The following is a 13800-nucleotide window of genomic DNA, read 5'->3' on the forward strand; positions in this document are numbered from 1 at the left end:
TCCCGTATCTGCTCGGGGGTTTTTGGGGGCTCCACATCTATCAGACGGGCGCGCCTGTCAGCGGCGCTCCCGCCGTACCCACCTCTTTCGGGCAAGGTTCCGCCACAAGCGGTCGCCGCCCGGAACACGGTCTCGGAACGCCCGCCAAAAAACTTCTTCGAACCCGCGTAATGGTTCCGCGTGATCGCGCTCTCCACTCGTACGGGCCCGCCCTGAGGGCCCCGTACCCGAAAGGAAGCGCATCGACATGCACACCGTGGTGGAACGCGAACTCGAGCTCAACCTCGTCCTGTCGCCCGAACGCAGCATCGCCGTACCGGCCCGGCTCACCTACCGCTCCGACGACCCGTACGCCGTCCACATCACCTTCCACATCGGCTCCGACCATCCCGTCGGCTGGACCTTCGCCCGTGAACTGCTCGTCGAGGGGGTGTTCAGGCCGTGTGGGCACGGCGACGTACGGGTGTGGCCGACGAAGGTCGAGGGCCGCAGCGTCGTCCTGATGGCGCTCAGCTCCCCGGACGGGGACGCCCTCCTCGAGGCGCCCACCGCGCAGGTGTCCACCTGGCTGGAGCGCACCCTGCGGGCGGTCCCGCCGGGCTTCGAGGCCGATCAGCTCGGCATCGACGAGGGCCTCGCCGAGTTGCTGGCCCCGACCCCGGCCGACGACCTGTGGCTGCGCGACCCGTGGCCGTCGGACGAGTCGAAGGACGGCGAGTGAACCCGTTCGCGCCCCTGTCCCCGATACCGGCCGCGGTGGTGGCCGCGGTAGTGGCCCCACGGGAAGCGGTCCTACGGGCGGGCCGCGGCCGGCGGCCGGGGTTCCCGAAGGGTGCCGACACCCCGTGCCGGATAGGCCAGTCGGGGCAGCTCCGGGGGTGTCACCCGGGTCGGCGGGCGCCCTTCGCGCGACAGCCGCAACGCACTGTCGTCCCAGCTCACCAACGGGTGCAGCTCGTTGAACAGAACCCGTACCGCATCGGCGTACGGCCGGACCAGGACGGGTTCGTGGGGACCTGCGGCGAGCAGGCGATCGCGTTCGTCCCGTTCCACGCGATCGCCGGGGCCGGGCGCACGGCGGGTGCGCGGGGTGCCGACGCCGTCGGCGCCCTGCGGCTGAGCGAGGACGAACCGGCCCTCCTGGACCGTCTTCACCGGGGCGGGGACGGGGGTGACAGGGCCTAGAGCACCTTGCCCGGGTTCAGGATGCCCAGTGGGTCGAAGGCGGCCTTGATGCCGCGCTGCATCTCCACGCCCACCGGTCCGAGCTCGCGGGCCAGCCACTCCTTCTTCAGGACTCCGACGCCGTGTTCGCCGGTGATGGTGCCACCGAGTTCCAGACCCAGGGCCATGATCTCGTCGAAGGACTCGCGGGCGCGCCGCGACTCGTCGGGATCGTCGGCGTCGAAGCAGACGGTGGGGTGGGTGTTGCCGTCGCCCGCGTGTGCGCAGACACCGATGGTCAGGGAGTACTTCTCGGCGACGCGCTCGATGCCTTCGAGCATGTCGCCGAGCCGGGAGCGCGGCACGCACACGTCGTCGATCATCGTGGTGCCCTTGACCGCTTCGAGCGCGGTGAGCGACAACCTCCGTGCCTGGAGGAGCAGTTCGGATTCCGCCGCGTCCTCCGCGGGGACCACCTGCGTCGCGCCCGCGGCCTCGCACAGGGCACCGACGGCGGCCAGGTCGGCGGCCGGGTCGTGGGTGTCGAAGGCGGCGAGGAGCAGCGCCTCGGTGCTCTCCGGGAGGCCCATGTGGGCCAGGTCGTTGACGGCCTTGACCGTCGTACGGTCCATGAGTTCGAGGAGGGAGGGGACGTGCCCGCCCTCCATGATCCGGACCACGGCGTCGCAGGCGGCCCGCGCCGACCCGAACTCCGCCGCCAGCACCAACTGCTGGGGCGGCTGCGGCTTGAGCGCCAGGATCGCCCGTACGACGATGCCGAGCGAGCCCTCGGATCCGACGAACAGGCGGGTGAGGTCGTACCCGGCGACCCCCTTCGCCGTACGGCGGCCGGTGGACATGAGCCGTCCGTCGGCCAGCACCACGTCGAGGCCGAGGACGTACTCCGCCGTCACCCCGTACTTCACACAGCACAGGCCGCCGGAGGCCGTGCCGATGTTCCCGCCGATCGTGCACATCTCCCAGCTGGAGGGGTCCGGCGGGTAGTACAGACCGTGTTCGTTCACGGCGCGGGAGAGGGTGGCGTTGATGACGCCGGGTTCCACGACGGCGATCCGGTCGACCGGACTGATCTCCAGGATGCGGTCCATCTTCACCAGCGACAGCACGATGCAGCCGTCGGAGGCGTTGGCGGCGCCGGACAGGCCGGTGCGGGCGCCCTGCGGGACGACCGGGACACGCAGCTCGGTCGCGATCCGCATGACGTGCTGGACCTGTTCGACGGTACGGGGCAGGACGACGAGGGCGGGGGTGCCCGCCTCGCAGAAGCTCGCCATGTCGTTCGCGTACGAGGCCGTGACGTCCGGGTCGATGAGGACGGCCTCGGCCGGCAGGCCGCTCCGCAGGCGGTCCGCGAGGTTGCCGGTGACTTCGTCGCGCGGGGCTTCGATACGGCTCATGATCACAGCGTCGCACTCGGGGCCATCGGTGTGAACCCCATCCGCGCGGGGCTTGGCGTGCCGGGGTGTGGTCTTCGTATTGACGCACAGTGAGCCGCATGGAGATCGAAGAGCGACAGCCGGTGCTCACGGGGCTCACGCCTCAGGGGCCCTCCGGGCGGCGTCCCTCCGTCGCCAAGCACGTGCTGATCGGCCTGGTGGCGGGGTCTGTCGTCCTCGGCGGGGTGCTGGTGCTGCTGCCCTCGCAGCGGCGGACCGCGGCGCCGCCGTCGGCGGGTCCGGCGGCGCGGGCGGCGACGGCGGTGGGGGCCGGGGTGCCCGCCGCTCTGCCCGATCTGCTGGCGCTCATCGGCGACCACGAGGCCCATCTGCGCGCCCATCCGCGTGACGAGCGGTCGTGGGCGGTGCTCGGCGCGGCCTACGTGGAGCAGGGGCGGCGAACGGCCACACCCGCGTACTTCCCGAAGGCCGAACAGGCGCTGCGCACGTCGCTGGAGACGAAACCGAAGGGGAACCTGACGGCGCTGGAGGGGCTGGCCGCGCTCGCCAACGCCCGCAACGACTTCCGGACCGGGCGGAAGTGGGCCGAGGAGGCGCTGAAGCTGGCCCCGAAGCGGTGGACGGCGTATCCGCTGCTGATCGCCTCCTGCAGCGGCCTCGGTGACTACAAGGCGAGCCGCGGCGCGCTGGAGAAACTCCAGGGGCTGCACCACGGGCCGCCGGTGCTGGCCGAGGCCGCCCAGGTGTACTGGGAACGCGGCTGGCGCGAGGACGCGGTGGCCTCCCTCGCGGACGCGGCGGCGAGTGCCACCACTCCGGCCGAGCGGGCGACCTGGCTGGCGCAGACGGGCTGGCTCGCGTGGGAGCGCGGGGACCGCGAGGAGTCGCTGCGCTACTACGAGGCCGCGCTGAGCATCGACCCCGACCAGTACGGCGCGCTCGCCGGACAGGGGCGTGCGCTGGCGGCGCTCGGGCGCAACGCGGAGGCGCTGCGTGCGTACCAGACGGCGCTCGCCCAGGAGCCCGATCCGCGGTACGCGCTGGAGCTGGGCGAGCTGTACGAGACGCTGGGAGTGCGCGACGCGGCACAGACGCAGTACGCCCTGCTGCGGGAGCGGGTGCGCACCGACGCCGCGGCCGGTGTCGACGACGAACTGGTCCTCGGGCTGTTCGAGGCGGACCACGGCGATCCGGAGGGCGCGGTGCGCCGGCTGCGCGAGGAGTGGGCGCGCCAGCCCGGGGTCGCCGTCGCGGACGCGCTGGGGTGGGCGCTGCACCGGGCGGAGGAGGACGAGGAGGCGCTGAAGTTCGCGGCGAAGGCGACGGACAAGACGAAGGGCGGCGGCGTCCGCAGCGCGCTGTACGTCTACCACCGGGGGCAGATCGAACGCGAGCTGGGCCTGCTCGCGCCCGCCCGCCGCCACATCGCGGAGTCCCTCCAGATCAACCCGTACTTCTCCCCCGTCCTCGCCCCCCAGGCCCGGCACGACCTGGCCGCCCTCGGCGAACCGCCCGCGGAGCCGCCGCCCGAGCCGAAGGACGAGACCCCGGCGGAACCGGGGGGTGCGGCGGGGCCGCCGGGCACCGCCGTGAATCCGGCGAACCCGGCGGCCCCGAGGGCGACCCGTCGACCCGGGCCACACGCATCGGCGCCGGCACCGCGGCGCACGGCGTCGCGATGACCGAGGGCCGCTGACAGATAACCGCTGACCGTCGGCAGATAGCCGCTGACAGATATCGGCTGACGGCTGACGGCTGACGGCTGACGGCTGACGGCTGACGGCTGACGGCTGACGGCTATCAGATATCAGATGACGGATATCAGCTGACAGATTTCCGCAGATGATTCCTACAGGTTGCCGCGCTTCTCCTGCTCCCGCTCGATCGCCTCGAAGAGCGCCTTGAAGTTGCCCTTGCCGAAGCCCATCGAGCCGTGCCGCTCGATGATCTCGAAGAAGACGGTCGGCCGGTCCTGGACCGGCTTGGTGAAGATCTGCAGCAGATACCCGTCCTCGTCGCGGTCGGCGAGGATCTTGAACTCGCGCAGGGTGTCGACGGGGACCCGGGTGTCGCCGACCCACTCGCCGAGGGTGTCGTAGTACGAGTCGGGCGTGTCCAGGAACTGGACCCCGGCCGCGCGCATGGTGCGTACGGTCTGCACGATGTCGTTGGTGTTCAGCGCGATGTGCTGGACGCCCGCGCCGCCGTAGAACTCCAGGTACTCGTCGATCTGGGACTTCTTCTTGGCGATGGCGGGCTCGTTGATCGGGAACTTGACCTTGAGCGTGCCGTCGGCGACGACCTTCGACATCAGCGCGCTGTACTCGGTCGCGATGTCGTCGCCCACGAACTCCTTCATGTTCGTGAAGCCCATGACCTTGTTGTAGAAGCCGACCCATTCGTTCATGCGGCCGAGTTCGACGTTGCCGACGCAGTGGTCGATGGCCTGGAAGGTGCGGTGGGCGGGCGGTTCGACGATCGGGGCGGCGGCGGTGAACCCGGGGAGGTACGGGCCGTCGTAGCCGGTGCGTTCGACAAGCGTGTGCCGGGTCTCGCCGTACGTGGCGATCGCGGCGAGGACGACCGTGCCGTGCTCGTCCTTGAGCTCGTAGGGCTCGGCGAGCGGGCGGGCGCCGTGCTCGACGGCGTACGCGAACGCGGCGCGCGCGTCCGGGACCTCGATGGCGAGGTCGACGACCCCGTCGCCGTGCGCGGCCACGTGCTCGGCCAGGAAGTGGCCCCAGGTGGTGGTGGGCTTGATGACGGAGGTGAGGACGAAGCGTGCCGAGCCGTTCTCGAGGACGTACGACGCCGTCTCGCGGCTGCCGTTCTCCGGTCCGGAGTAGGCGACCAGCCGCATGCCGAAGGCCGTGGAGTAGTAGTGCGCGGCCTGCTTGGCGTTGCCGACGGCGAAGACGACCGCGTCCATTCCCTTGACCGGGAAGGGGTCTGCCTGCCGGGCGGTGTCGGGAGTGAGGTCTGTGGTCTGCGTCATGGCCGCAGACTCCCTCCGTTCCACAAGGTGCGCAATAGTTTGTGGGAGAGCTGGACAATGTGCTCAGCAAAACGTCCATGTGAGCGGGCGTTCTGTACATGATGACCACCCGGGAGGGCGGCATGGGAATCGATCACCTGGACGGCCGGCTCATCGTGCTGTTGGCCGAGGAGCCACGCATCGGCGTACTGGAGATGTCCCGGCGGCTCGGGGTCGCGCGCGGCACCGTGCAGGCCCGGCTCGACCGCCTTCAATCGAATGGAGTCATCCGGGGATTCGGACCGCAGGTGGATCCGGCCGCGCTCGGCTACCCCGTCACGGCCTTCGCGACGCTGCAGATCAGGCAGGGACAAGGCACCGACGTACGGGCGCACTTGGCGACCGTCCCCGAGGTGCTGGAGCTGCACACGACCACCGGCAGCGGCGACATGCTGTGCCGCCTGGTGGCCCGCTCGAACGCCGATCTCCAACGTGTGATCGACCGGGTCGTCGGTTTTGATGGCATCGTCCGGGCCTCCACGGCGATCGTCATGGAGAACCCCGTTCCGCTGCGGATCATCCCGCTGGTGGAGCAGGCGGCGACCGAGCACTGACCGACGACCGGGAGGTGGCGTGAACTTCTGGCAGTACCTGAGCAGCCGCCATCAGCAGCTGCTCACGGACGCGTACCAGCACGCCAGCGTGGTCTTCCAGTGCATGGTCGTCGCGACGCTCATCGGTGTGGTGATCGGCGTCGTCACCTATCACAGCGGCTGGGCGGGCGGCGTCGCCACGACCACCACCTCCACCATCCTGACCATCCCGTCGCTCGCCATGATCGGTCTGCTGATCCCGCTCGTGGGCCTGGGCGTGCCGCCCACGGTGATCGCGCTGACGCTGTACGGGCTGCTGCCGATCGTGCGCAACGCGATCGTGGGCCTGCGCGGGGTCGACCCCGCGCTGGTCGACGCGGCGAAGGGCATCGGCATGTCCGCGCCGGCCCGGCTGCTGAAGGTCGAGCTGCCGCTGGCCTGGCCGCCGATCCTCACCGGTATCCGGGTCTCCACGCAGATGCTGATGGGTATCGCGGCGATCGCGGCGTACGCCTCCGGACCCGGCCTCGGCAACGAGATCTTCCGCGGCCTCGCGTCCCTGGGCAGCAGGAACGCGCTCAACCAGGTACTCGCGGGCACGATCGGGATCATCATCCTCGCGCTGCTGTTCGACGCCGCCTACGTCCTCATCGGCCGGCTGACCATTCCGAGGGGGATCCGTGCCTGAGCCGACCGAGGTCGCGGAGCCACCGGAGGGCACGAAGGGCGGGGAGGGCACGAAGGGCGCGCACACCTCCACGACCGGCGCCACCATCGAGCTGGAGAACCTCACCAAGCGCTACCCCAGCAGCCGGGAACCGGCCGTGGACAGCGTCAACATGGAGATCAAGGCGGGCGAGCTGGTCGTCTTCGTGGGTCCGTCGGGATGCGGCAAGTCCACCACGCTCAAGATGATCAACCGGCTGATCGAACCGTCCAGCGGCCGCATCCGCATCAACGCCGAGGACGTCACCGACATGGACCCGGTGAAGCTGCGCCGCAAGATCGGCTACGCCATCCAGGCGTCCGGTCTCTTCCCGCACATGACGGTCGCCCAGAACATCGCCCTCGTACCGAAGATGGTCGGCTGGTCGAAGTCGCGGATCAGGGCGCGCGTCGAGGAGATGCTGGACCTGGTCGGCCTCGACCCGGGCGAGTTCCAGGGACGTTATCCGCGCCAGCTCTCCGGCGGCCAGCAGCAGCGCGTGGGCGTGGCCCGGGCGCTCGCGGCCGACCCGCCCGTGCTGCTGATGGACGAGCCCTTCGGCGCCGTGGACCCGATCACCCGCGACCACCTCCAGGACGAGCTGATCCGGCTCCAGCGCGAGCTGCACAAGACGATCGTCTTCGTCACCCACGACTTCGACGAGGCGATCAAGCTCGGTGACCGGATCGCGGTGCTGCGCGAGCACTCGCACATCGCGCAGTTCGACACCCCGGAGGCGATCCTCACCAACCCGGCCGACGACTTCGTGTCGGGGTTCGTGGGCGCGGGCGCGGCGCTGAAGCGGCTCAATCTCACCCGGGTACGGGATGTGGAGATCACCGACTGTCCGACGGTCACCGTGGACGACCCGCTCCAGGAGATCTTCAACAAGCTCAGAAGCAGCGGCACGAACGAGATCCTGCTGCTCGACCGGCGGGGCCGCCCGTACAAGTGGCTGCGGCGCGGCGACCTGATGCGGGCCCGGGGTTCGCTGGCGCGGGCGGGCACGCTGGTGCACGACACGGTGACCCGGGACGCCACGCTGCGGGACGCGCTGGAGGCGGTGCTCATCGACAACACCGGCCGGGTCGCGGTCACCGGGCGGCGCGGCGAGTTCACCGGTGTCGTCGACATGGAGACGCTGATGAACTCCGTGCACGAGCTGCTGGAGGCGGACCGGCTGGAGGCGATGGAGCACCAGCACGAGCTGGAGGAGGCGCGCGCCCAGCAGACCCACTTCGAGCAGGAGGGCGTCGGCGGCGGGGAGGCGAAGGCGTGAGCACTCCCCCGCCCGACGAGCGGCCCAAGGAACGGCCCGAGGAACGGCCCAAGGAACGGCGCGAGGCACAGCGCAGGGAGCGGCCCGAGGGCGAGCACGAGGTGAAGGGGCTCGCGTTCCGGGACGACGGCGAGTTCTCCCCGGACTCCGGGGACTTCCCCGAGGACCTTCCCGAAGGCCTTCCCGGGGACGGTGAAGGCGGAGCCGAGGGGGAGGCGCCGCATCCGAAGGTCGTCCTCAAGCGCCGCATCAGCTGGCAGAAGCTGACCTTCCTGCCCCTGGTCCTCGCGGCCGTGCTGCTGGCCACCTGGCTCTGGTTCCAGCAGGCCCGGCTGGACCCGATCTCCGAGAACGCGCTGTCGAACGGCCAGGTGCCGAAGGCCCTGTGGCAGCAGATCCGGCTGACCGCGATCTCCACCTTCTTCGTGCTGATCATCGCGATCCCCCTGGGCATCCTGCTCACCCGGCCGGCGTTCCGGAAGGCGACCCCGGTCGCGATGACGCTCGCCAACATGGGGCAGGCCACGCCCGCGATCGGCCTGCTGGCGCTGCTGGTCATCTGGCTGGGCACCGGCCAGCGGGCGGCCCTGATCGGCATCACCGTCTACGCCATCCTTCCGGTCCTCTCCAACACGATCGCGGGCCTGAAGGCCAACGACCCGACCCTGCTGGAGGCGGCCCGCGGCATCGGGATGTCCCCTCTGGGGGTGCTGACCCGCATCGAACTCCCGCTGGCCGTGCCGCTGATCCTCGCGGGCGTACGGACGGCGCTGGTCCTGAACGTGGGCACGGCGACCCTCGCCACCTTCGGCGGGGGCGGCGGCCTCGGTGTCCTGATCACCACCGGCATCACCACCCAGCGCATGCCCGTCCTGGTCCTCGGCTCGGTCCTCACGATCTCACTGGCCCTGCTCGTGGACTGGCTCGCCTCCCTGGTCGAACTGCTGCTCAGGCCGCACGGACTGGAGGCGGGCTCATGAGACGTACGGGTTCCGCACCCGTCGCAAGACGTACGGACCGCGCGCCCGCCCCGCGACGTACGGGCCCCGCGTCCGCCGCGCGACGTACGTCTCCGGCGCTGGCCGGAGCGCTGGTCCTGGCCGCCGGCTGCGGGCTCACCAGCGGCTCCCCCATGGTCGACAACGTCACGCCCGGCTCGATCGGGCAGGGGAAGCCGCTCAAGGGCGCTCATCTGACGGTGACGTCGAAGGAGTTCACCGAGCAGCTGATCCTCGGCGCGATGATGGGCATCGCCTTCCAGGCGGCCGGCGCGGACGTCCTCGACCGGACGGGCATCCAGGGTTCGATCGGCGCGCGGGAGGCCGTCAAGAGCGGGGACGCGGACGGGATGTACGAGTACACGGGCACTGCCTGGATCACGTACCTCGGCAACAGCAGGCCCATCCCCGACCCGCAGCAGCAGTGGCAGGCGGTGCGCGACGCCGACCTGAAGAACGGGCTGAGCTGGCTGCCGCCGTCCGCGCTCAACAACACGTACGCGCTCGCCATGAACCGGGCCAACTTCAAGAAGTACCGCACCAAGACGCTCTCCGACGTGGCCGCGCTGTCCAGGTCGAACCCGGGCGCGGTCACGCTGTGCGTGGAGAGCGAGTTCGCCAACCGGGCCGACGGGCTGCCGGGCATGGAGAAGGCGTACGGGATGAGTCTGCCCGCGAAGAACATCACGCAGATGGACACCGGGATCATCTACACCCAGGTGGCCAAGGGGAGTTGCACGTACGGGGAGGTGTTCACCACCGACGGGCGCATCAAGTCGATGAACCTGGCGGTGATGGAGGACGACAAGAAGTTCTTCCCCAACTACAACGCGGCGCCCGTGATCAACTCCAAGGCCCTGAAGAAGTACCCGGCGATCGCCCAGGTCCTGGACCCGATCACCAAGAAGCTCGACAACGACGTGGCCCAGACCCTGAACTCCAAGGTGGACGTCGACGGGCAGGATCCGCATCAGGTGGCGCTGGACTGGATGAAGCAGGAGGGGTTCGTCAAGGGAGGGTGAGCGGGGCGACGGCTTCCAAAGAAGTGGATGCAAAGAAACCCTTGCAACCACTTCTTTGCAACGCTAGCTTTGGATGCATGGAAGAGCCCCAGGATCCCCAGGTCCACAATCTCGACGCCCGCTCCCTGCGCGGGCTCGCACATCCCTTGCGCATGCAGCTCCTGGACGCTCTGCGCGTCGGCGGTCCGGCCACCGCGTCCCAGCTCGCCGAGAAGCTGGGCGAGTCGAGCGGTGCCACCAGCTACCACCTGCGACAACTCGCCGCCCACGGCTTCGTCGAGGACGCCCCGGAGCGGGGCAAGGGGCGCGAGCGGTGGTGGAAGGCGACCCACCGGGGCCTGAGGTTCGACGACTCTCTGCTCACGGACACCGACCCGGTCGTGCGCGGGGCCGCCGACCTGTACCTCCACGAGGTCGCGACCCGGCACACCCGGGACCTGTCGACCTGGCTGGGCAACCGGACCCAGTGGCCGGAGGAATGGTCCGACGTCTGGGACATGAGCAGCGAGACGCTACGGCTGACACCCGAGCTCACCCGTGAGCTCGTGCAGAAGATGCACGACCTGCTCGAAAGCTACCGGCCCCTCGCCCGCCCCGAGGACGACCCCGACGCCGCGCAGGTCCGCATCCACACCCACGCCTTCCCCATCGCGCAGGACCGAACGGAGACGCACCCATGACGCACGCCGAGACCCACCTCGCCCTGCATCACACCCGCGCCGCCGAGCTCCGGGCCCAGGCCGAGACCCACCGCCTGGCCGTCTCCGCCCGGCGCCCCGGTGAACTGCGGACGCGCCTCGGCTGGACCCTCGTGGAGGTCGGCCTGCGCCTCGCCGCCGCACCGAAGCCGGCGGTCGCCTAACAGCTCGGAACCGAGCCCTTCCCCTTCTCCAGGGACACCAGCGCGTCGACCGCGCCCTTGAGCGTGGTCACCGGAACCAGTCGCAGCCCCTTGGGCAGTTCCGACTTGGCGTCCGAGCACTCCGCCTTCGGGACCAGGAAGACCGTCGCGCCGTCGCGCCGGGCGGCCTGCGTCTTCAGGGCGACCCCGCCGACCGCGCCGACCTTGCCGTCGGCGTCGATCGTCCCCGTACCCGCGACGGTGCGACCGCCCGTGAGGTCGCCGCCGCTGCCGTCGCCGTCCAGCTTGTCGATGATCCCGAGCGTGAAGAGCAGTCCGGCGCTGGGCCCGCCGACGTCGGCCAGCTTGAGCGTGACCTTCACGTCGTTCTTCTCGTGCAGATAGGCCAGGGCCGCCTCGGTGGCCGTGTCCTGGGACTTCTTCATCTCGTCCGCGTTGTGCTGCTCGATCTCCTTCACGGAGTTCCCGCTCGGGTAGACCGAGCCGCGCGGCATCACGGCCCGGTCCGTACGGAACCAGCCGTCGATCACGTCACCCAGGCTGACGCTCGCGTCCGGCCCGGTCGCCTCGATCGTCGTCATCCGCAGCTGCCCGTTCGTCTGCCGGGTGGGCGCTCCGCTGATCGTGATCACCGGGTCGCCCTTGTTCTCGCCCAGGACGTTCGCCGTCATCCCGGGCTGCGCCACGGAGAACGGCAGCGGCGCGAACGCCGCCGTGGCGAGCAGGGCCACGACGGGAGCGGCGCAGACGGTGATGGCCTGGAGGCGTGTGAGGCGAGAGAGCACAGGATCAATCTAACGTCACCGTTCGGCGCGGCCTCCGTACAGGTCCCGCCGGGCGGTGGTGAAGCGGTGCAGCGCCTCCGGCAGCGGCTCGGTCCCGATGCCCGGGGTGCGCGGCACCGGCAGATGTCCGTCCTGAAGGACGAAGGGCTCGGTGATGTCCTCGGCGAAGTAGCGGCTGGAGGCGGAGGTGTCTCCGGGGAGGGTGAAGCCCGGCAGGGCCGCCAGGGCCAGGTTCGGGGCCCGGCCGATGCCCGTCTCCAGCATGCCGCCGCACCAGACCGGTACGCCGTGCGCGTGGGCGACGTCGTGGATGCGGCGCGCCTCCAGGTAGCCGCCGACCCGGGCGGGCTTCACATTGACGACCCGGCAGGCGTCCATGGCGATCGCGGAGGCGGTGTCGCGGGCGCTGTGCAGGGACTCGTCGAGGCAGACGGGGGTGGCGATGCGCTGCTGGAGCCGTGCGTGCGCGTGGAGGTTGTTCTCCTCCAGTGGCTCCTCGACGAGCAGCAGTCCGAACGCGTCGAGCCGGCGCAGGTGCTCGGCGTCCGCGAGCGAGTACGCCGTGTTGGCGTCCACCTGGAGCGGCAGCGCGTCGCCGAAGCGCTCGCGCACGGCCCGTACGGGCTCCAGGTCCCAGCCGGGTTCGATCTTCAGCTTGATCCGGACGTACCCCTCGGCGAGGTAGCGCTCGACATCGTCGAGGAGTGCCGGGACGGAGTCCTTGATGCCGACCGACACCCCGGCGGGCACGCGGTCGTGGACGGCTCCGAGGTAGGTCGCGAGCGACATGCCGTGGGCGCGCAGCTCGGCGTCGAGGACGGCCGTCTCCAGGGCCGCCTTGGCCAGCTCGTGCCCCTTGATCTTCGCCATCGCGGGGGCGAGCGCGGCGGCCGTGAGGTGCGGGAGGGCAGCCACGCGCGGCAGCAGGAAGTCGCGCAGCACGATCTCGGCGCCGGCCACGAACTCCGAGCAGTACAGCGGCTCGGGGTCGGCGGCGAACTCCGACCAGCCCTCGGCCGCGTCCGTGACGACGTGCAGGAGGAAGGTGTCCTTCGTCGTCATGGTCCCGAAGGAGGTACGGAAGGGGGTGACGAGGGGCAGCGCGATGTGGACGACTTCGACGCGTTCGAGTTTCATGCGGCGCCTTCCGTGGCGGGGCGGGTGAGGGTGTACCAGCCGTCGCGGGACATCGCGGTGGCGGCGTATCCCTCGGCGAAGGCCTCCGTGAAGACCGCGCGGACGGCGTGGCGCCAGCGCAGCGCGAGCGTCGGGTCGGCGGCGCGCAGCTTGACGATGTCGTCCGGGACCCGGCACCAGATGTGCAGGTCGGAGGTGTCGCGGCGGGCGAGGAAGGCGCCGTCGGGGGCGAGGTGGGTGGCGGGCGCGGCGTCACGGTCGCCTGTCTCCTGGGGCGTACGGGGGGCGGTCAGATCCCAGGTCACCGTCAGCCGGTCGCTCTCGTCCCCGTCGTTCACCCCGTCCGCCATGGGCCCGTAGAAGTCGACCAGGTACTCCGTGCCGGTGGCCCCCAGCTTGACCAGGTTGAAGCGGGCGTTGCGGCCGACCAGCGGATCGAAGGTCCAGCGCATGGTGCGGGCGCCGTGTTCCAGGGCCCAGGCGCGCTGGGCCTGCTTCACGGCGTACCCGAGCCCGCGATCGGCCGCGGCGACCAGGGAGTACGTGTCCTGCCGCCCCGGCTGCCCGAACACGGCGACGGCGGCTCCGGCCAGCCGTGTCCCGTCGTACGCGGCATGCACCGCGCCCCCGGCGTGCGCCAGGCTGTGCAGCACCTCCGCCGGATAGGGCGGGCTGCTGCGGGGCGTCTGCCAGACGTCGCTGAAGAGGTCGGCCACCGCGGCGATCCCGGCGACGTCGTGAACGGTACGGATGCTCACTTCTTCGGTCATGGAACCGAGTGTCGAAGCTCGCGGCGGCGCCCACGTTGTACATCAGGACAACACGCGCGTACGTTCCTGATGAGATCGGCCAACCGTGCCAT

The 13800-nt window shown here is 70.6% G+C and carries 15 protein-coding genes; 10 read left to right on the forward strand and 5 right to left on the reverse strand.

All coding sequences use genetic code 11. From position 1 onward, the window contains the following. Window positions 1-247: 247 nt before the first annotated feature. Together ACZ69M_RS41470 and ACZ69M_RS41475 are read left to right on the forward strand one after the other, a co-directional pair. Window positions 248-721 carry an SsgA family sporulation/cell division regulator gene (locus ACZ69M_RS41470; protein WP_470058279.1) on the forward strand — a complete coding sequence of 158 codons (474 nt, stop codon included), beginning with the start codon at window positions 248-250 and terminating at the stop codon, window positions 719-721. 227 nt (window positions 722-948) lie between these two features. Beyond that, the gene (locus tag ACZ69M_RS41475; RefSeq protein ID WP_470058281.1) at window positions 949-1185 is read left to right on the forward strand and encodes a hypothetical protein; all 237 of its coding nucleotides are present in this window, start codon (window positions 949-951) and stop codon (window positions 1183-1185) included. Here the strand turns inward: ACZ69M_RS41475 and ACZ69M_RS41480 are convergent. After that, complete coding sequence (locus ACZ69M_RS41480) at window positions 1182-2588, reverse strand: FAD-binding oxidoreductase (RefSeq protein WP_470058282.1); 1407 nt, start codon at window positions 2586-2588, stop codon at window positions 1182-1184. The genes ACZ69M_RS41475 and ACZ69M_RS41480 overlap by 4 nt on opposite strands. Before the next feature lie 92 nt (window positions 2589-2680). Here ACZ69M_RS41480 and ACZ69M_RS41485 point away from each other — a divergent pair, with 92 nt between their 5' ends. After that, window positions 2681-4264, forward strand: a complete 1584-nt coding sequence (locus ACZ69M_RS41485) for a tetratricopeptide repeat protein (protein ID WP_470058284.1) — start codon at window positions 2681-2683, stop codon at window positions 4262-4264. A 167-nt stretch (window positions 4265-4431) separates the two neighbouring features. On the opposite strand, the gene hppD is transcribed toward ACZ69M_RS41485, so the two are convergent. After that, window positions 4432-5577 carry a 4-hydroxyphenylpyruvate dioxygenase gene (gene hppD / locus ACZ69M_RS41490; protein ID WP_470058285.1) on the reverse strand — a complete coding sequence of 382 codons (1146 nt, stop codon included), beginning with the start codon at window positions 5575-5577 and terminating at the stop codon, window positions 4432-4434. A gap of 122 nt (window positions 5578-5699) precedes the next feature. On the opposite strand from hppD, the gene ACZ69M_RS41495 reads away from it, so the two are divergent. The 7 genes from ACZ69M_RS41495 to ACZ69M_RS41525 all read left to right on the forward strand — a co-directional run bounded on the left by ACZ69M_RS41495 (window position 5700) and on the right by ACZ69M_RS41525 (window position 11016). Then, a complete protein-coding gene (locus ACZ69M_RS41495; protein ID WP_470058286.1) occupies window positions 5700-6170 on the forward strand; it encodes an Lrp/AsnC family transcriptional regulator in 471 nt (156 codons plus the stop codon). Between the two features lie 19 nt (window positions 6171-6189). Beyond that, a complete protein-coding gene (locus ACZ69M_RS41500) occupies window positions 6190-6837 on the forward strand; it encodes an ABC transporter permease (protein WP_470058288.1) in 648 nt (215 codons plus the stop codon). Next, window positions 6830-8134, forward strand: a complete 1305-nt coding sequence (locus ACZ69M_RS41505; RefSeq protein WP_470058290.1) for a betaine/proline/choline family ABC transporter ATP-binding protein — start codon at window positions 6830-6832, stop codon at window positions 8132-8134. Before ACZ69M_RS41500 ends, ACZ69M_RS41505 begins: the two co-directional genes overlap by 8 nt. Before the next feature lie 101 nt (window positions 8135-8235). Then, complete coding sequence (locus tag ACZ69M_RS41510) at window positions 8236-9114, forward strand: ABC transporter permease (RefSeq protein ID WP_470058448.1); 879 nt, start codon at window positions 8236-8238, stop codon at window positions 9112-9114. A gap of 152 nt (window positions 9115-9266) precedes the next feature. Continuing rightward, window positions 9267-10154 carry a glycine betaine ABC transporter substrate-binding protein gene (locus ACZ69M_RS41515; RefSeq protein WP_470058450.1) on the forward strand — a complete coding sequence of 296 codons (888 nt, stop codon included), beginning with the start codon at window positions 9267-9269 and terminating at the stop codon, window positions 10152-10154. Window positions 10155-10231: 77 nt separating this feature from the next. After that, complete coding sequence (locus ACZ69M_RS41520) at window positions 10232-10834, forward strand: ArsR/SmtB family transcription factor (RefSeq protein WP_470058291.1); 603 nt, start codon at window positions 10232-10234, stop codon at window positions 10832-10834. Next, entirely contained in the window at window positions 10831-11016 is a 186-nt protein-coding gene (locus tag ACZ69M_RS41525) for a hypothetical protein (protein WP_470058292.1), read from the forward strand. The genes ACZ69M_RS41520 and ACZ69M_RS41525 overlap by 4 nt, the downstream gene beginning before the upstream one ends. Here the strand turns inward: ACZ69M_RS41525 and ACZ69M_RS41530 are convergent. Genes ACZ69M_RS41530 through ACZ69M_RS41540 form a run of 3 tightly spaced genes read right to left on the reverse strand, consistent with a single transcriptional unit; the run spans window position 11013 to window position 13708 of the window. Next, entirely contained in the window at window positions 11013-11801 is a 789-nt protein-coding gene (locus ACZ69M_RS41530) for a S16 family serine protease (protein WP_470058294.1), read from the reverse strand. The genes ACZ69M_RS41525 and ACZ69M_RS41530 overlap by 4 nt on opposite strands. A gap of 15 nt (window positions 11802-11816) precedes the next feature. After that, the gene (gene menC, locus ACZ69M_RS41535; RefSeq protein WP_470058296.1) at window positions 11817-12938 is read right to left on the reverse strand and encodes an o-succinylbenzoate synthase; all 1122 of its coding nucleotides are present in this window, start codon (window positions 12936-12938) and stop codon (window positions 11817-11819) included. Further along, window positions 12935-13708, reverse strand: coding sequence for a chorismate synthase (locus ACZ69M_RS41540; protein ID WP_470058297.1), 774 nt, complete (start codon window positions 13706-13708; stop codon window positions 12935-12937). The genes menC and ACZ69M_RS41540 overlap by 4 nt, the downstream gene beginning before the upstream one ends. Window positions 13709-13800 lie beyond the last annotated feature (92 nt).

Source organism: Streptomyces sp. NPDC107454, assembly GCF_055582885.1.